General features: G+C 47.5%; 23 protein-coding genes. 6 read left to right on the forward strand and 17 right to left on the reverse strand.

Annotation, left to right across the window (positions count from 1 at the left end; translation table 11 throughout):
* The first annotated feature begins 189 nt into the window (after positions 1-189).
* From QOL74_RS07990 to QOL74_RS08000, 3 genes are all read left to right on the forward strand, one after another.
* Positions 190-1,239: a TRAP transporter substrate-binding protein gene (locus QOL74_RS07990; protein ID WP_283408938.1), complete on the forward strand. Its 1,050-nt coding sequence runs from the start codon at positions 190-192 to the stop codon at positions 1,237-1,239.
* A gap of 129 nt (positions 1,240-1,368) precedes the next feature.
* The gene (locus tag QOL74_RS07995) at positions 1,369-1,905 is read left to right on the forward strand and encodes a TRAP transporter small permease (RefSeq protein WP_283408939.1); all 537 of its coding nucleotides are present in this window, start codon (positions 1,369-1,371) and stop codon (positions 1,903-1,905) included.
* Positions 1,905-3,185, forward strand: coding sequence for a TRAP transporter large permease (locus QOL74_RS08000; protein ID WP_283408940.1), 1,281 nt, complete (start codon positions 1,905-1,907; stop codon positions 3,183-3,185). The genes QOL74_RS07995 and QOL74_RS08000 overlap by 1 nt, the downstream gene beginning before the upstream one ends.
* A gap of 112 nt (positions 3,186-3,297) precedes the next feature.
* On the opposite strand, the gene QOL74_RS08005 is transcribed toward QOL74_RS08000, so the two are convergent.
* The 3 genes from QOL74_RS08005 to QOL74_RS08015 all read right to left on the reverse strand — a co-directional run bounded on the left by QOL74_RS08005 (position 3,298) and on the right by QOL74_RS08015 (position 8,201).
* Positions 3,298-4,545, reverse strand: coding sequence for an aminotransferase class I/II-fold pyridoxal phosphate-dependent enzyme (locus QOL74_RS08005; protein ID WP_283408941.1), 1,248 nt, complete (start codon positions 4,543-4,545; stop codon positions 3,298-3,300).
* Positions 4,546-4,615: 70 nt separating this feature from the next.
* Entirely contained in the window at positions 4,616-6,451 is a 1,836-nt protein-coding gene (locus QOL74_RS08010) for a PAS domain-containing sensor histidine kinase (protein ID WP_283408942.1), read from the reverse strand.
* Between the two features lie 94 nt (positions 6,452-6,545).
* Positions 6,546-8,201: an ASKHA domain-containing protein gene (locus tag QOL74_RS08015; protein ID WP_283408943.1), complete on the reverse strand. Its 1,656-nt coding sequence runs from the start codon at positions 8,199-8,201 to the stop codon at positions 6,546-6,548.
* A gap of 594 nt (positions 8,202-8,795) precedes the next feature.
* Between QOL74_RS08015 and QOL74_RS08020 the strand changes: the two genes are divergently transcribed.
* The 3 genes from QOL74_RS08020 to QOL74_RS08030 all read left to right on the forward strand — a co-directional run bounded on the left by QOL74_RS08020 (position 8,796) and on the right by QOL74_RS08030 (position 11,061).
* Positions 8,796-9,218, forward strand: a complete 423-nt coding sequence (locus QOL74_RS08020; RefSeq protein WP_283408944.1) for an RNHCP domain-containing protein — start codon at positions 8,796-8,798, stop codon at positions 9,216-9,218.
* Positions 9,215-10,291, forward strand: a complete 1,077-nt coding sequence (rsgA, locus tag QOL74_RS08025) for a ribosome small subunit-dependent GTPase A (protein WP_283408945.1) — start codon at positions 9,215-9,217, stop codon at positions 10,289-10,291. Before QOL74_RS08020 ends, rsgA begins: the two co-directional genes overlap by 4 nt.
* A 110-nt stretch (positions 10,292-10,401) precedes the next feature.
* Positions 10,402-11,061, forward strand: coding sequence for a hypothetical protein (locus tag QOL74_RS08030; RefSeq protein ID WP_283408946.1), 660 nt, complete (start codon positions 10,402-10,404; stop codon positions 11,059-11,061).
* Between the two features lie 104 nt (positions 11,062-11,165).
* Here QOL74_RS08030 and QOL74_RS08035 read toward each other — a convergent pair whose 3' ends face one another.
* From QOL74_RS08035 to QOL74_RS08090, 14 genes are all read right to left on the reverse strand, one after another.
* The gene (locus tag QOL74_RS08035; protein WP_346771734.1) at positions 11,166-11,576 is read right to left on the reverse strand and encodes an MGMT family protein; all 411 of its coding nucleotides are present in this window, start codon (positions 11,574-11,576) and stop codon (positions 11,166-11,168) included.
* Between the two features lie 113 nt (positions 11,577-11,689).
* A complete protein-coding gene (locus QOL74_RS08040) occupies positions 11,690-12,022 on the reverse strand; it encodes a cupin domain-containing protein (RefSeq protein WP_283408947.1) in 333 nt (110 codons plus the stop codon).
* A 159-nt stretch (positions 12,023-12,181) separates the two neighbouring features.
* Positions 12,182-12,400, reverse strand: coding sequence for an ACT domain-containing protein (locus tag QOL74_RS18425; protein WP_346771735.1), 219 nt, complete (start codon positions 12,398-12,400; stop codon positions 12,182-12,184).
* Positions 12,401-12,418: 18 nt separating this feature from the next.
* Positions 12,419-12,673: a hypothetical protein gene (locus QOL74_RS18430; RefSeq protein WP_346771737.1), complete on the reverse strand. Its 255-nt coding sequence runs from the start codon at positions 12,671-12,673 to the stop codon at positions 12,419-12,421.
* Between the two features lie 124 nt (positions 12,674-12,797).
* A complete protein-coding gene (locus QOL74_RS08050; RefSeq protein WP_283408948.1) occupies positions 12,798-13,418 on the reverse strand; it encodes a MerR family transcriptional regulator in 621 nt (206 codons plus the stop codon).
* Between the two features lie 380 nt (positions 13,419-13,798).
* A complete protein-coding gene (locus QOL74_RS18465) occupies positions 13,799-14,035 on the reverse strand; it encodes a RidA family protein (RefSeq protein ID WP_430383865.1) in 237 nt (78 codons plus the stop codon).
* 149 nt (positions 14,036-14,184) lie between these two features.
* Complete coding sequence (locus tag QOL74_RS08055; RefSeq protein WP_283408949.1) at positions 14,185-14,622, reverse strand: VOC family protein; 438 nt, start codon at positions 14,620-14,622, stop codon at positions 14,185-14,187.
* Positions 14,623-14,649: 27 nt separating this feature from the next.
* Positions 14,650-15,141 (reverse strand): MGMT family protein, encoded by a 492-nt coding sequence (locus QOL74_RS08060; protein ID WP_283408950.1) that lies wholly within the window; start codon positions 15,139-15,141, stop codon positions 14,650-14,652.
* A gap of 46 nt (positions 15,142-15,187) precedes the next feature.
* A complete protein-coding gene (locus tag QOL74_RS08065; protein WP_283408951.1) occupies positions 15,188-15,475 on the reverse strand; it encodes a hypothetical protein in 288 nt (95 codons plus the stop codon).
* A 49-nt stretch (positions 15,476-15,524) separates the two neighbouring features.
* On the reverse strand, positions 15,525-15,914 hold the full coding sequence (locus tag QOL74_RS08070) for an ACT domain-containing protein (protein WP_283408952.1): 390 nt from the start codon (positions 15,912-15,914) through the stop codon (positions 15,525-15,527).
* Positions 15,915-16,003: 89 nt separating this feature from the next.
* Positions 16,004-16,132 (reverse strand): DUF3788 family protein, encoded by a 129-nt coding sequence (locus QOL74_RS08075; RefSeq protein WP_430383866.1) that lies wholly within the window; start codon positions 16,130-16,132, stop codon positions 16,004-16,006.
* Positions 16,133-16,558, reverse strand: coding sequence for a heme-degrading domain-containing protein (locus tag QOL74_RS08080; protein WP_283408953.1), 426 nt, complete (start codon positions 16,556-16,558; stop codon positions 16,133-16,135).
* 101 nt (positions 16,559-16,659) lie between these two features.
* Positions 16,660-16,926 carry a hypothetical protein gene (locus tag QOL74_RS08085; RefSeq protein ID WP_283408954.1) on the reverse strand — a complete coding sequence of 89 codons (267 nt, stop codon included), beginning with the start codon at positions 16,924-16,926 and terminating at the stop codon, positions 16,660-16,662.
* Between the two features lie 184 nt (positions 16,927-17,110).
* Positions 17,111-17,533 carry a VOC family protein gene (locus QOL74_RS08090; protein WP_283408955.1) on the reverse strand — a complete coding sequence of 141 codons (423 nt, stop codon included), beginning with the start codon at positions 17,531-17,533 and terminating at the stop codon, positions 17,111-17,113.
* Between the last annotated feature and the right edge of the window lie 294 nt (positions 17,534-17,827).

The following is a 17,827-nucleotide window of genomic DNA, read 5'->3' on the forward strand; positions in this document are numbered from 1 at the left end:
GTGCCGGAGCCAGGGGCAATGTGATTCGTTTCCTGGTACCGCTGGTGATCACCGATGAGCAGCTGCAGGCGGGGCTGGATATTCTGGAGGCGGCTATCAAAAAGGTATGTGACTAACCAACAGCAGTGACGACTAACCAAAGCAGTGATGACTGACAAACCTATCAAATTCAAGACAGGAGGAGTAAGAATGATGAAAAAGAATCTTGCAATTTTGATGTGTTGTGTTCTTGTTTTAAGCATGTTGGCTGGTTGTGGCGGTGGCGGTCAACAGCAGGCGGCAGCCGGAGGCGGTGGCACAGACGCCGGTTCAAGCGCCGGTGCTGACGCCGAAACCTACACCATTCGTTTTGCTCACATTGAGAATGAATTCACTGCTGCAGCACAGGGTTGTCAGCTGTTTAAGAAACATGTTGAAGAACTCAGCAACGGCAGAATCGTAGTGGATATCCTGGGCGCCGGTGCCCTGGGCGGCGAAAGAGAGATCGTTGAAAGCGTGACCATGGCCAACATCGAGGCCGGCATGGCCATGTCTTCACTCTTCAGCACCTACCTGCCCAACTGGGAAATTTTCGACCTTCCCTTTGTTTTCAAAGACAGAGATGACTGGGCCGCCAAGGTTGACGGTGAGCTGGGTCAGATGCTGGCCGCCGAAACCGCCTCTATTAACATGAAAGTGCTCAGCTACTTTGACGGCGGCTTCCGTTCCATTTCCAACACCAAACGACCCGTTGCCAGCATGGCCGATTTAAGCGGGCTTAAAGTGCGTGTGGGCGAATCCACTCTGCTGATCAATACCCAGCAGGCTTTGGGCAGCAACCCCATTCCCATGTCCTTTGGTGAGATTTACACCGCCTTACAGCAGGGAACCATCGACGGTGTTGATACTTCCATTATCTATGTCATCGACGGTAATTTTCAGGAAGTGGCAGAGTATTGCACCGAGACCAACCATTCTGCCTTACAGATGGTCACTTTTATTAACCAGGATTTTTATAACAGCCTGCCTGCCGATCTGCAGGAAGCCGTGGATACCGCCGCTGCCAAGGCAACTGTCGAGCAGCGCGTGGCTGCAGTTGAAGCCGATCTGATGGCCATTGAGGTAATGGAAGAAGCCGGCATGCAGGTGGATCAGGCTTCTGCCGCATTCTCTGCCGAGATGATCGAAGCAGCAAAACCGGTGGTGGATGGCTACCGGGATAAAATCGATGCAAGCGTGTTTGAAGCTGCCGGACTATAAATAAACGGCAAGTACTCGCTTCTGTCTTCTGTTTCAGATGATGGAATCCCAATGCCGCACGCATCGTCAGCGGCATGGGATTCCATCATTATGATGACAAGGCCGAAACTTGCTGGGGAGGTATCCACGTTGATCGGTAAATTTGGAAAACTATTTAACCAAATGGAATACTACGCACTGATTACTGCTTTGTCAGTCATGGTCATCGTCATCTTTTCTCAGGTGGTGATGCGTTATGTCTTCAATAATTCATTATCCTGGTCGGAAGAGTTCGCCAGGTATCTGTTCGTTTGGTTTTCATGGATGGGCGTGAGCGCAGGGGTCAAAGGCAAAGAGCATCTCAAGGTGGAACTGCTGGCAGAGGCGCTGGGCAAACGAGGGTTTCTCAACGCCAAAGAAGTTCTCAGCATCATTGTCTCGCTGGTTTGGCTGGTAACCACGTTGATTGTTGCCTACTACGGCATTCAGGTTGTTCAGATGCAAATGAAGCTGAGTGTGGTCACGCCTGCCATGAGAATGCCGGTATGGATCGGATATCTGTCAGTTCCCGCCTGCAGTATTGTGGTGGGTATTCGGCTTGTGGCAACTATTGTCGACAGTGTGAAAAAACTGCTGGGCTATGACAATACGGGGTTACCGGGCGGAGAAAGTGAGGTGGAAAGCTAATGGAAATACTGGCGATGTTTGGTGTCATGCTGCTGCTGATTGCCATCGGATTACCCATCGGCTATGCCATTGCCTCATCAACCATTTTCACCTTTGTCGTTTTTTCTTCCACTTCTTTACGCATCGTATCCCAGAATGCCTTTACAGGAATTGACTCTTTTGTGCTGATGGCGATTCCCTTCTTTATTCTGGCGGGGATTCTCATGAGTGCAGGCGGTGTCGCCAGAAGGCTTGTTGACATTGCCGATGCCTTTATCGGCTGGATCACCGGCGGGCTGGGAATGGCCTCCATTCTCACCGCAACCTTCTTCGGAGCCATTTCCGGTTCCGGGGCGGCAACGACTTCGGCTGTGGGTTCCCTGATGCTTCCCGAAATGAAGCGCAAAAAGTATGGTGATGAGTTCAGTGCAACGCTGATCGCTTCTGCAGGATCCATCGGCGTTATCATCCCCCCCAGTATTCCCTTTGTGGTTTACGGCGTTACCGTGGGTGTGAGTATCGGCGATCTTTTTCTAGCCGGTATTCCTGCGGGAATCAGCATGTGCGTCGCGTTGATGGTTGCCTGCTACCTGATCTCCAAAAAGAAGGGTTACAGAGGCAGCGACACCAAGCCATCCATTAAAAATATTGCCCACACGCTGAAGGATGGCATCTGGGCGTTATTTGCTCCCGTCATCATTCTTGGGGGGATTTATTCCGGCATCTTCACACCTACTGAATCGGCTGTGGTTGCAGTGGTGTATTCCCTTATTATTGGCACTTTTGTTTATAAGGAACTGACCCTTGTCAAGCTGAAAGAGTCCTTTTATACAGCAGCTGTTCTCAATGGGGTCATCGTCTTTATCATCGGTTTTTCCGGTGCCATGGCAAAATATCTGGCCCTTGAAAATGTACCACAGCGGGTTAGCCAGGGGATTCTATCACTGACAGATAATCCGATTTTAATTCTGCTGATTATTAATGTCTTTTTAATGGTCGTGGGAATGCTCATCGATAATATCCCCGCCATCATCATCCTTTCACCCATCTTTCTGCCGGTGGTGCAAAGTGTGGGTGTCACACCCCTGCAGTTTGGGGTGATTATGGTGTTGAACCTGGCCATCGGTTATGTGACGCCGCCTTATGGAACAACTCTTTTTGTGGCTTCGGCCATCTCGAAAATCTCCGTTGACAGGTTGTCCCGGTATGCCATCATCTTTACCTTGGTGCTCTGTGTGCCTCTGGCTCTGGTGACGTACTGGCCCTGGTTCACAAATGGTTTTGTCGCTCTGTTCAAATAGACTCTCCGGCTGAAAACACCTGCGCCATAGAAAAAGCCCCTTCAGGCATTTTTTCCTGAAAGGGCTTTTTTATGTGGCTGTTTGATGGCGGTTTGATGTTTGCCAGACAGGGTTATCCGTTCACCTTGTCAATGGCTTTTTTAATGAGGCGGGCAGACTGGCGGCATTTCTCAACAGAAACGGCGCAGGCTGCAAAGCGGAGACCTTTGGCCATGGGCAGCAGGAAAAGATAGTCTTTGGTAAGTTCTTCTGACACCTTGGCCGGGTTTTCGCAGGGAATGGTGATGAAGAAGCCCGCCCGGTAAGGGAAGATATTCAGACCCACTTCTGCAGCTTCATCCACGAAAGCTCTGGCCCGGTCGAACATCAGCTTCGAAAAACCAGCCCGTTCGGCTTCCACTTTTTCCAGCAGGGCCGGGTCACCGTAAACTTTGGCCAGTACCCGCTGGGCACCCCGGGTGCCGTTGGACCAGACAGCCCGGTTAGAGAAGGCGGCAGTGGATTCAAATTCATCGGCCACTTCTTCACTGCTGCTGACGCAGAGAAGGGCACCACTGCGCAGGCCATAGAAGGTGAAGGCTTTGGACATGCTGTAGCCGATGAGAATCAGCAGGTTTTGCGGCAGGTTTTCAAACTGCTTCATGAAGCCCCGGGAGGTTTTCATGTCGCCGGCAAAATCGATGTAGGCGATGTCTACATAGAGGATCACTTTTTTGCTCTGGTGCTCCACCACATTGCTGAGGAATGTCAGTACCTGCTGCCATTCTTCGTCGGTGAGGCTGTAGCCGGTGGGGTTATGGGCAGGGGTGTTCAGTACCACCAGCACCCGCTCCTGATGGTCGGCCAGCTCTTGCACCTTTTCTTTAAAAGAGGCCAGATTGAAGGCTTTTTTCTCATCAAACAAGGTGAATGTGGTCATTTTGCGCCCATGCTCTTCGGCAATGGTGCGGTAGGGAGCCCAGAACCAGTCACTAGTCAGCAGGGTTTCACCGGGTTCCATGTAATTCCACACGGCATGACGAATACCGCCGGTACCACCGGGGGTGGCAACCCCTCGAATGTGCCCTTTGGGTCGGTAGTCGCGGAATACTGCTGTTTTGGCTGCTTCCAGAAATTCCGGCAGGCCGGCAATGGGGGCATAGGCAGCAATTTCAGCATCGGGAAGGTTCTTGAAGGCTTCCATGGCAGTCTGCATGATGGAGAGACTGCCATCATCTTCCAGCAGAGCGCCGATGGTGGAGTTGATCACCTGATCAGCCCCCACTTTTTTGGCGGCTTCCTGGGCCTTACGATTGGCTGCAAATACCTTGTCTTCTTCTGCCGGTCTTTTTGAATGGGGGGCAACAACAGAAACACTCATATCTTTTCCTCCTTGCAATGACTGTAATGGTTGCTATTAACTCTCATCATAACATGGGAAAGGCACCTTGTCACCTGGAAGATGGCAGCTGAAAGGGCATCAGCAGACTAAACCGGCTGCCTTTGCCCAGGGTGCTTGTCACCGTGAGGCTGCCACCCATTTTATCTGCCAGCTGTTTGCTGATACACAGGCCCAGCCCAGAGCCGCCGTAGTGGCGGCCGATGTCGGCAGATGCCTGCTGGTAACAGTCAAAAACTTTCTTTTGGGCCTCTTCAGGAATGCCAATGCCGGTATCTGTGACGTCGAACCGCACCCAGCACACGGGTGTTTCAGAAACGGCATCATTGAATGCTTCACCGAAGGCCGGCTGGGGCGGTGTTGCCAGATTAATCTGCATGGTGACGCTTCCCTGCCGGGTAAATTTGATGGCATTGCTCAACAGGTTGGTGATGATCTGCTCCAGTCGCAGGGAATCTCCCACCAGTGTTCGAGGCACCTGGGGATGGATATGCAGCTTATAGGCCAGGTTTTTGTGCCCGGCCTGGTGGTGATGAAGGCTCCACACCCGCTCCACCATAGATGCCAGATCGAAGGGGTATGGGTTTAGAAGCAGTTTGCCGCTTTCCATGCGGGAAAAATCCAGCAGGCCGTTGAGCAGCATCAGCATGGTCTGGGTGGAATGCTTCATTAAATCCAGCGAACTGCGCTTTTCCTCATTGGTCTCATCCAGCAGCATCAGGTCAATTAGGCCGGTGAGGGCGCTCATGGGATTTTTCAGATCATGGCTCAGGCTGGCAAAGAGCAGGTCTTTCTGTTGGTTGGCCTGCTCCGCTTTTCGCCGTTCTTCTTCCATTTCTTCCATGGCCAGCAACCGGGTTTCTTTTAGATGAACACTGCGTTCCAACCGCCGGGCATTATTGCGGATAAGTTCGTTGTTTTTTCGCAAGTCCTCTTCCATCTGCTTCTGCCGGGTGATGTCGATGTGGGTGCCAACAAGTCGCAGCGACGAACCGGCAGCGTCTTTTTCTACCACCTTCCCCCGGCTGAGAATCCACCGGTACTGTCCATTTTTGTGTCTCATGCGGAAGGTCTGGTTGATTTGCCCGTGGTGGCCGTTGATGAACCGATCGACTTTTTCCAGCACCCGTTTTCGATCCTCCGGGTGGAGGAGTTCATTGAAAAACCGGCGGAGCACTGCAATTTCTTCCAGTTCATACCCCAGCATGGCCGCCCAGGGGCGGGTGACATAGAGTTCATTGGTGATATTGTTAAGATCCCACACGCCGACTTCACTGCTTTCAAGGGCATCCCGCCACCGGCGCTCCTGCTTTTTCAAATCTTCCGTAGCCTGCTCCTGAAGCAGCATCATTCCCGCGTAGGATTGGAAAAATTGCCTTGTTTGATGGTCGGGAGGTGTATGATCCGGATCAAGGACGAGCAACAGTTCCCCCAAAGGCCCTTCCGGACCCTGAAGAACCAGCTGGCATACCGAATGGGGGATTAATTCATTCAGCAGGCGGTGACTGATTTCAGGCGAAAATGGAAATATTTCAAGGATTTCTTCCACTGTCAACACCAGCATGCTTTCTTTTTCAAGACGCTTGACCAATGCTTCATTTCGGGGCCACAACAGGTGCTGATCTTCCAATAGATCAAGCTTGATCCCCATTTCTTCCAGGTGCTGCAGCAACCCGGGCTCTCCGTTGACTGCCAGCGTTCGGGAAAGGGGTGCATCGGGCAGATACTGTTGCAGCATGGCAAAAGGAGCCTCCAGGGCTTTGCAGACCATCTCCAGAAACAGCCGGTACCGTTCTTCAGCTGTGGCGGCGATCATGGACTGCTGCTGATAGATGCTCATCAGTTGGATGCTGCGCTGAAAGGGTGAGACGGCTGTATTGGCTTCCAATGGGCATCGTCCTTTCTCCGGGTTTTGAGAGGGCGGCGTATTACCGAAATAAGGTGCATCATCTGAGATCGATGGACCGTCAATGGGTGGTGTATCATCGGGGGAAAGTCATGGCTTTCATAAAGGCCTGCTGAAAGCAGGGGCTGGTGGATAAATTCAACGTGGTGGCCAGTTGCCGGATGTGCTGCAGCTTTTCCGGTGCCTTCGGGTCTGTCAGCAGATCGGCCGCACCTGCCAGTGAGGTGTTGCCGGCAATGATCACCTTTCCCGCCAGCGGCGAAGGCAGCAGTCCCATGGCCAGAGCGCTGGAAAGGTTCAACCGGCTGCCGAACCCACCGGCCAGGTACACCCGTTGCACAGCTTCCATGGGAATGGCGGCAGTCTCCAGCAGGCAGTGAATCCCTGCCCGTATGGCGGCGGTGGCCAGCTGCACTTCCCGAATGTCCTTTTGGGTTACCTGTATGGGCGGCACATCCGGTAAAGCTGCCAGTGTCACAGCGTTCCCCTGAAAGCGTGACGCCAGACGGCCGGTGGCGTCGATCCATCCGTGACGCAGGCCTTCCGCCACCAGATCCACCACCCCTGAGCCGCAAATACCCGTTGGGGGCTGGTCATCGATGGTTTTCAGGTGAAAGGTGTCTGCTTCCCAGGTCAGGGCATGAATGGCACCGGAAACCCCGGCCATGCCGCAGGAAAGGCTGCCCCCCTCGAAGGCGGGGCCGGCGGCAGTGGCGGTGGCGGTGAATCCGTGACGGTTTCCCACCACCATTTCACCGTTGGTGCCGATATCCACCAACAGGCTGACTGCCTCTGATTCATGGAGCCTGGTATGATAAATGCCGGCGGTAATGTCTGCCCCCACAAAAGCGTCCAGCCCCGGCAGGAGCGTCACCGGACATCGGATTTTTTCGCTGCAAAAAAGCTGCTGAAAAGGAATGGTGGCCATGTCAAGGGTGACCGGCGTAAAGGGGTGTTGGCCCATCCCTGCCGGTGACAGTTCCTGCAGCAGGTGGAGCATAGTGGTGTTGCCGGCGATGGCAATGGCGGTGATGGAAATCTCCGACAGGCCCCAGGTGAGGTTGGCCATTCCCTCTACCAGGTCTTCCTGAATCAGGGCGGCCATGGCTTTCAGATGACCCTGGGAAGCTTGCTGAATGCGGGTGACCACATCGGCCCCATACTGCTGCTGCCGGTTTATTCGGGAGTCTTCCCGCAGAATGGCGCCGTTTTGCCGGTCCACCAGGCGAAAGCCCAGGGTAGTGGTACCCAGATCGATGGCGATGCCTGTATCCCGGCGTGGTGAGGCAGACTGCGATGGGGAGGATGCCATGGATGGCTGCTTCATCCATTCAGGTGTATCATTTGATGTTTTCCTCTCGCCTGGTTCTGGAAATTCCGGAGATGCCATTGAGTTGGCAGATTCCCAAGGCTCCGGCAGCCGGGGCACCTGTAAGGTCACTTCATGTGAATCGGCAGCACCGCCTGTGCTGATGGTTTTGCCTGTCATCTGACAGGCCAGCCGCCAGCCTTCCTGAAGCTGCTGCCGGGTAAAGTGCTGTTCATCGGCAGTGGTGGGCGGCCAGGCACCGGCCGTTGCCAGAATGGCACACTTGCCGCAACGCCCTGTTCCTCCACAAGGGGCGGACAGAGTCTGGCCTGCCTGCTGAAGAGCCTGCAGAAGTGTTTGATCTGGCATCAGTTGAATGTCGTGCTGTTTTCCGCCGGGTTGGCGAAGAAGAATGGTTGTCATGAATTCCTGTCAACTCTCTTTATATACGTGGATTCGTTAAGATGGCGGGTTTGCTTTAATGGAGTAATGCTCTAACTTTATATCATTGTAACCTACTTAACATAAAATGTCTTCCCGTAAATAGTAACATATGTTATTTTTTTTGCAAGATCGGGGGTCTTGCAGTTTGAACCTGCCCCATCATGAAACGGACTGATTATTGTACACCTGGTGTGGTATCTATTCAATAACCCCTCGCGAACCCTCTTTGGGGACTCTGACTGAGATGACACATGTCATCGAAAAGAGTGGATTTTTTTGATTGAAGTTGTTGTTTATTTGTGTTGTAATATAGAATGAATCACATAATTCCCCGCAACCTTCCCACCTGTCATGGGTTTATGAAGCGGCGCGGCAGACATGTGATATCATTATTTTGAGCTGGATGATCAACGCATTGGCATTCCAGCAGGAAAGGGGTATGTTTTTTGAGTAGAACTAGTTTAGTGGAGATTGTAACAAACCGGGAGGTTTGTGCGGAATAGTCTCCCCATAACCTCCCAAAAAGGAACATTTCGTTTATAGGATTTGTTGACTTTTAGGAGGAGCATAAAATTGAGATACACAGAAAAAAGAAAGACCACATTTAAGCATCATCCCTGCCATGACAGTTTTATCTGCAAGGCATGCGGAAAAGCCGTTGCGCCGGAAGGTGCCGGCACAAAACACCGGAATCATTGTCCCGAATGTTTATCAAGCCTGCATGTGGATCATACGCCGGGAGACCGTGCGGCAGATTGCGACGGAATCATGGATCCCATCGGCGTCTGGGTGAGAAAAAATGGCGAATGGGCCATCATCCACAGATGCACCCGTTGCGGTCACATGGGTTCCAACAGACTTGCGGCCGATGACAACCCGATTAAACTGATGTCTATCGCCCTGAAACCTTTGGCATCCCCACCGTTTCCCATTGAAGGACTGACCAGGTCTTTGGAAGTTTCCCCCGGTAAAGAAGGCGGGAGGGTGATACCATGATGACCAAACCCGAAAGCTTATGGAACAATGCCGGTATGGATGAACTTCGCAGGAATGAAGCGGCGGGTTACCCAGACCATTATTTGGCCAGGGTCATCTCTCAGGATAAAGGTTTTTACCACGTTGTATGCGGGAATGAAGAGATCGTCGCAGAAATATCCGGAAAAATACGGTTTCAAGCCCGGCAATCAACCGATTATCCGGCTGTTGGTGATTTTGTTATGCTGGATCGACCCTGCGACAGCAGCGGACACGCCATCATCCACCACATCCTTTCCAGAAGGAGTCTTTTCAGTCGGAAATCTGCGGGTGGACAAAACGATGCGCAAGTGGTGGCAGCCAACATCGACATGGTGTTGATCTGCATGTCACTGAATGAAGATTTCAATCTGAGGCGTCTTGAACGCTACCTGGCCCTTGCCTGGGAAAGCGGCGCGAATCCCGTTGTCGTTCTGACGAAGGCTGACCTTTGCGAAGATGTTGCGAGGAAGGTGCTTGCTGTTAATCATGTGGCACTGGGCGTCGATGTGATTGTCACTTCTGCCATGCATGAAGATGGTTTTGCCAGCATTGCAGCGCGTATTAAGCCTGGCGACACCATTGCGTTGATCGGTTCATCAGGTGTGGGTAAATCGACGCTTGTCAATCGTCTGCTGTATGACGAGCGGTTGGCAACAAAAGCCATCAGGGAAAAAGACGGGCGGGGAAGACACACGACGACCCGGCGCGAGCTGTTCCGACTCCCCAATGGCGGCTTCGTTATTGATACCCCGGGAATGCGTGAAATTGGCATGTGGGAATCCACAGAAGGGGTTAACAAGACTTTCTCTGATGTGGAAACATTCTTCGGCAATTGCCGATTCAGTGACTGCACCCATACTTCTGAGCCGGGGTGCGCGATTCATGAAGCTCTGGAACAGGGAGCACTTTCCCATAAACGATGGGCGTCTTACCGGCAGTTAATGGCTGAGACGTCTTATCAGGATGACAAGGATACCTATCTCGCCGAGAAAACAAAAAAATTCAAGCAGATTGCCAAACTGAACAGGCAGGAAAAAAAGAAAAAGCCCTGATTTTAGATAAGCCATTGTATGCAGCAACCGCTGCGTACAATGGCTTTTATTGAAAAAATCTGTCTGGTTGTCTTCCGGTCAATGAATCTCCAAAAGAAAGGGTGAGAAGGATGACAATGCCTCAACTGAACCTGATGGGCTGGACAGCCGCCATTCTCATTATTTTTTCACTGCTGACTCAATCTCTCTTCAGCCGCCGCTGGCTGGCCATGTTGGGCACCCTGCTGTTTGTGGTCTATACCTGGCAGCTGCGCCTCTACCCTTTACTGGCCGTCTGCATTCTCCTGGCTCTGGTGAGTGCCTGGTATGTCATGCGGGTGCACACCACCCAGCCCCAGGAATTTTTCCAGCACTTTGACGTTGCCACCGACAGCACTTATCTGAAGCTGTTTCTGGATTTTCACCAGAAAGAGCTGAAAGAAATTTACCCGGACTATTCCCTGCCCCGGGACGAATCTGTCATCGCTTTTTTCGTTTTGCGAAACCTGGTGCCGGCAGGCATTTTTGTGGCATCGGAAATGGAGCCTCACGTGCTATACGTGCATGTGGACTTTGTGATTCCCCGGTACCGGGATTATAAGATTGCCCGGTATATGTACGAGCAACAGGCCGACTTTTTTCTTAAACGGGGTTACACCACTCTCTGGACGGTATCCCGCCAGCTGAAGCACACCCGTTACCTGAACAAAATGGGTTTCAGGGCACGTTCCATCGAGGGGCGGGTCTATTACGTCAAAGACCTGCGCCCGCATGAAGCGGCTTCTCCTTAATGGCAGTTTGGAGATCCGTTCCCAGAAAAAGAAAAATTAGACCACCTGCCTGATTTCCTATAAATAGATTGTATCATTCCAGCCCGTCCTTTTTATTTTCAAAGTTATCGCTCTTCTTCTTTGTGCGATTGGCTCAATGCCTTTTCATAGTTTTTGACAAAATAGCGTTTGCCTTTTTTAATCACTTCATGTCCTTCCACCTCCAGCAACATCTTTTGCTGGTCTATACCGCCTGGATACTTTTCATTTAATTCTCCGTCCTTTTTTAGTGTGCGCCAGTAAGGCGTTATATCTTTACTTCCCAGATCTTCCCGTTCCTGTGATGCATTGGCAACAATGTTGATAAATATGCCGGCTGTCAGCTGGCAAGTGAAGTCGGCTCCGTGTTTTTGGGCAAGGTAATCTCTAATTTCGTGGGAAGTAATCAATTCTCCCTCAGGTATTCTTTTCATCACCTCATCATATTCAATGGGAGCTGCTATCAGCATATTGCCGCAGCCAAACCGCTTTGCCATCTTGTTATCATGACCGACAAATTCAATTTTGGGCAGATCTCCTGAATTGTTGAGTTTCTCGTTGAAAGTTTTTTAGGCATGAAGGACGCCTCCTTTTCAGGCTTTCACTCTTATCATTTTTCCTTATACCTATTTTTTTGATTGAAGAATGTCATATCTGCATATCCAGCAAATATTTTACCTGAGTGCTTGACTCCGCTTGGAATAAAATATCTGTCTCCTTTGGAATATGTATTATTTACGCCATCAATCGTTAATTTAATCTTACCTTCAAGAACGATCCCCCATTGTTCTTCGTGTGAATGCTCTGCTAAATCAACATCCTCTTCAAACTTCATAAATATAATCTGATGATTTTCTCCTTGTGACAGATATGCTGTAATACCCTTAATTGGAATATCTGCCTCCGGCAACTCAATGATTGGTTTAGGAAATAGTGTTGTCATGATTTTACTCCCTTCTCCCTCTTATTCCAGTTTTTATAGATCAATGGATCCTTCATTCTGCTGCAAAAAATTGGATCAGGATTCACGGCTGAAGCAGGGCACGGCCTGGTCCTTTTTTCAGGTTTGCTGTCAGCTCTGCACGCATCTTTAACCATGTCTCTATGTTATGACTTCATATCCTTCACTGGTCAACGCTTGTATTGCGTTATCAAAGTCTTGGCTCTTTAGAAGAATGTAGTCAGTATCGAAGGTGGATATGGCAAATATACTTATTTTTCTTTGCGCTAAGACGGTACTGATTGAAGAAAGAATGCCAATCAGCGAAAAATCCAGAGGACCTTCTACTTTTAGCATCTTCCAATCCTTTTCACATTTCACATGATCTGGAATGTATTCTTAAGAGCATACGATTGACAGTTCCTCAAAAGTTCCTGTTATGGAATAAAATCCACTGTCTTTAGCCCAATCAGGGACGGGTTGATGATGATCCAGCCTGCAAACCCCATATGTCTCATTAATGGCTTTCATTGTTAACTTTTTTCCCAGCATCCCCACGTTCACTCCCTCATCTTTAACAGAAAATAACCGCTGGTACTCATTTCGCTCTTCATCCAAAAATTCCTTCTTTTTTCCAGGATTGATGGTTGTCATCACTCAGAATTTTCATCGACGTATTCGCGTTTTCGGAAGAAGCCTTTCTTGGTCATGGGCCCGCTTGCAGGGCATCACAGGCCGGATATTCCGGTCAAGGAGGGTTTTGCAGATAAAAGGGGGTTTATATCCGGCGTCTACTGCTAAGGATGGGTTCACTCACATCAGGTTTCAGATGTTCTGCTGTATCGCCATTTACTCCCAACCCCAAAATGGGGTCTAATGCGTTTCTTTCAATCTCCTTTTGCGGCAAATAGGCTAACTTCATGGTATGTGGAACGCATTTCATCAAGTCTGTCACAATTTTTTTCGCTTTTTCACTTTCTACAAAGGCTTTATCTTGAACATGCTTGATGAAGTAGCAGGGCTTTCGCGTGGCAATCATCCAGGTATTTGGTTTTTCCACAAACAATGTGCACTGCTCCTTTAACTCATGGATGCGCTTTTGCTTTAAACGTATCGCATCCATTTCTCTGGAAAGCTCTTCCTCGCACCTGGTTAACACACTAACAATCTCGTCCATTCCCTTGTTGTTCATGTATTGGTACACTTCGTTGAGAGAAATGCCCAGACTGGTTAGTTCTTTACTTCGAAGAATTCTTTCCCCGTGGGTGAAATTGTAATATCTGTAATTGGTTTCTTCATCTTTTTCAGGTGCCAGAATTTTGAATTTTTCATAATGCTTCAGTGTTTTGATGCTAACACCCATCCATTTGGAAAACTCACTGACTCTATATTTTTTCATAACGCTTCCTTTATCTCCCTTATGCAAGCTTCAATACTGCCCTGCTGTCCCGTTGACAGTTTCAGCTTCAACAAGTTGGCTTCATATGATGACTTCTTTTCTTCTGCCGATGTTTATTTTCCACTGAGTCACATAGAAACTGGCTTGTTCACAAGATGGTTTCCTAAACCACTCATACGGAGCCAGTTATTATCTTTTCACCTTTTCTCCTAACCATTACTTTTGTCTGTTTGTCTGCTTCAAGCGTCTATCACAGCGCCCTACCCGTCGATGAGCATTGCACTCTGCCCCCCGGCAGCACTAAATGCTTTATTATATGCTGGGATTTCAGGGTATAAAGCCGTTTTCTGGTAATAATAGGGTCCTTCTTCAGTGGGTCATCACTCGATGTCTGCGCATGCCCACGCATCAATTTCCACTTTATACGCAGAATCAGCTAAAGCGGTTACATACAGCATCGTCATACAGGGCTCGTGTCCATTGAAAGCTTTAGCTATAACTTCTCTTCTTGCGCTGTCAATGTCTCCCACCAGATAAAAAACTACCTTCACCAAGTCTTCCATGTTCATATTTGCTGCATGCAAGTTTTTAGCGATATTATCGATGGCAATTTCAATTTACTTCATTGGATCCGTTGGAACAAACCCATTCTCATCTTTTCCCAGTTGACCGGATAAGACGAGCCATCGGGTATTTCCTGAAACTTCAATTTGGTGTGTATAAGCGGCCAAAGGGCTGTGGATGTTGCCAGGATTTCGAAACGCTTTCATAAGATCACTCCTTCTTTTACCCGTTTCGCCATTGGATGATTTTCTTCGAACTGCACCAGGTCCCACAGGTTTCCATACAAGTCTTTAAACACTGCAACCGTGCCATAATTTTGTTCCTTCGGCTCTCTCACAAATTCTATCCCATTTGCCATCATTGCGTTATAATCTCTCCAAAAATCATCTGTTCCCAGAAATAAAAAAATGCGACTCCCTGCCTGATTTCCTATAAATGTAAGTTGTTCAGGTTTAGAGGCCCTTGCAAGTAATATGGTGGTTCCTGATGAGCCGGGCGGAGATACCACAACCCAGCGTTTATCTTGTGCTGGTTGGTACGTATCTTCAACCAGATCAAATCGAAGTTTTTTTGTATAAAATTCAATGGCTTCATCATAGTCTCTTACCACTAACGCAATATGCACAATAGATTGTATCATGCCAGCCCGTCCTTTTTATTTTCAAAGTTATCGCTCTTCTTCTTTGTGCGATTGGCTCAATGCCTTTTCATAGTCTTTGACAAAATAGCGCTTACCTTTTTTAATCACTTCATGCCCTTCCATTTCCAGCAACATCTTTTGCTGGTCTATACCGCCTGGATACTTTTCATTTAATTCTCCGTCCTTTTTTAATGTGCGCCAGTAAGGCGTTATCTCTTTACTTCCCAGATCTTCCCGTTCCTGTGATGCATTGGCAACAATGTTGATAAATATGCCGGCTGTCAGCTGGCAAGTGAAGTCGGCTCCGTGTTTTTGGGCAAGATAATCTCTAATTTCGTGGGAAGTAATCAATTCTCCCTCAGGTATTCTTTTCATCACCTCATCATATTCAACGGGAGCTGCTATCAGCATATTGCCGCAGCCAAACCGCTTTGCCATCTTGTTATCATGACCGACAAATTCAATTTTGGGCAAATCTCCTGAATGGTTGAGTTTCTCGTTGAAAGATTTTTTTGGCATACATATTCTCCCTTCTCAATCTTTGGTCCTACCGATAAATTCAAATCTATTTTTCTGGACTAGACTGGCTTACGAATGCCAGATTTGTAATAGTACCTAGTATAAGGGCGGACAAAAGAGCTAAACCAGCTGAAGCTATTATCCATAATACTAGTTCCATCTCCCGAAATGTATATAAGCAATAGCATCCTAAAATGATAAACATTAAGACATAATCAAAAACTCTAAACTTCGTAATGCCACGCTTCTTTATAATCTTAGAAAGAGTAAACTGAAATCCCCCTGAAACATAATCGAAAAGAACTTCTACTGCTATTTCCAATATAACACCCATAAGCACTCTCCTGACTTGTTATAACAGCACACATGTCTACACTGTGTCTTCATGCTATGATTTCATATCCTTCATTGCTCAACGCTTCTATCGCATTGTCAAAGTCTTTGCTCTTTAGAAGAATGTAGTCAGTATCGAAGGTGGATATGGCAAATATACTTATTTTTCTTTGCGCTAATACTGTACTGATTGAAGAAAGAATGCCAATCAGTGAAAAATCCAGTGGCCCTTCTACTTTTAGCATCTTCCAATCTTTTTCACATTTCACATGATCCGGAATGTATTCTTGGGAGCATACGATTGACAGTTCCTCAAAAGTTCTTGTTATGGAATAAAAATTACTGTCTTTAGCCCACTCAGGTACTGGTTGATGATGATCGAGTCTGCAAACCCCATATAGCTCATTGATTGCTTTCATTACTAATTTTTTTCCCAACACTTCACTTCCATTCCCTCATATTTTTAATAATAACGCCACACGCATCCGCACCAAGGTTCAATCTCATAGACTGAATAACAAGTTGAACCCTATTTTTTGTTAGGTTTTCGCTTAATTTGCAGCAACTTCTCTATTTCTGGAAATAGTGATGTATCAGTCAATTCAAACATCATCCATTTTCCATCGTGGTAAGTGAAGTTATTTTCGTGCTTTGCAATTTAAATATACTTGCCTGTTAATGCATCTATAATTATTTGGTGATCTTCAACATCCTTCAATCCTGACACTGTAATTGTTCCAACCATCCCAGCATTATGGACAAAAATTGGTATTGAACCGCCCTTTGCCACGTATTGCTTACCTTCTAGGGCAAATGTATCTTCCAAACTCATGTTTCCATCTTCTAAATCAGTTTTTACATTCAATGAACTTTCTTCAAATAGCATTGCTACGTTTGCTTTCCTTCTTAACCAATTATGTTTGTCAGCTGAAAGTGTGTCATCTACAAAAAGAAACACGGTATGATTCAAACGATTGATTTCAATTGCAATGTGTTGATTTCTCAATTTTGCCAATTCAATTATTTCTAACCCCATATCTAGTGCCAATTTATTCGTAAATTCTTCTAATTCAATCCTCTTCATCATATTTCAATCCTTTCTGTCAATTAAACTACGCTAACAAATCACTAACCTTATCTAAAAAAAATTCACATAGCGTTCCGTGAATTCTCGAAGTTTGATTACTACACCCAGATCCTCTCAGATTTTGGGAATTCGCTGTTAGGCGAAGGGCTCAACATCTTAAATATTACTCTGCTAAATGTCCAACTACTTGCGTTAATACAATTTTTTCGTCTTCCTTCAAATTCCGTCCATAAAAGATTTGATAGTTCTTGTTCCGAAATAGGTAAATCGCTCCATTTTCTTACGGTTCGTCTTTCTTCTAGTGCTTTCATCAAAGGAAACTCTAGTTCCTTTTGTGGTTCAGGTAGTTTAATGATGTTCTCCATTTTTCTCCTCCCGATAAGTAATACGAATAATTTTGCCTTTCGGCTAAGGTCTCTGAAGATAACTCTTATCTTGATGATGGATATATTACCGTCACCGTGGACATATACGGCCTTTACTAAAAGGCCATGTTTCCAGCTCGCTGCTGGGTGAAGTAATCTAGCGTCAGCAACCGTCAACGTTGGATTAGGCAAACCTCTTCATCATAGGATGATCTTCATTAAACTCTAGTAAGTCCCAGAGATTACCGTATAAATCTTTGAAGACCGCTACCCATCCATAATCTGCTTTCTTTGGTTCTCTTACAAATTCAATTCCAATCTCGATCATGCGATTGTAGTCTCTCCAAAAATCATCTGTATTTAAAAATAGAAAAACTCTTCCACCGGATTGATTGCCTATGAACTCCCTCTGTACTGGCTTCGAAGCTCTTGCCAACAATAACGTTGTTCCAGTTGAACCAGGAGGTGCTACAACAACCCACCTCTTATCTTGCTCAGGCTGATATGTATCCTCAAGCAGTTCGAAATTGAGCTTATTCGTATAAAATTCAATAGCTTCATCATAATCATCAACAACTATCGCAATATGTACAATTGACTGCCTCATAATAACCTCCATTTCTCATGCTCAGCTAAATTATTTCACCTATCTTTATATTCCCGAAACTCGAGTAATACCTGCAAAGATGCAGTGTTCACGAATCATTCGCTCATACTTCCTAATGCCGATCCAGCGGATTCGGCATCTCACCTAAAGGTGCCTCGGTTTCAAGTATTCATTTCGCTCTTTTACCAAAATCTCCTTCTTTTTTGTGATGATTCTCTATCGTCGATAGCACCACCAAAAAAAGAACCGGCGCGGTCCTTTTTTTGATTCTTTTTTGCGATTCTTTTTTTGGTG

It is taken from the genome of Anoxynatronum buryatiense (assembly GCF_900182905.1).
Taxonomy (GTDB): domain Bacteria; phylum Bacillota; class Clostridia; order Peptostreptococcales; family Tindalliaceae; genus Anoxynatronum; species Anoxynatronum buryatiense.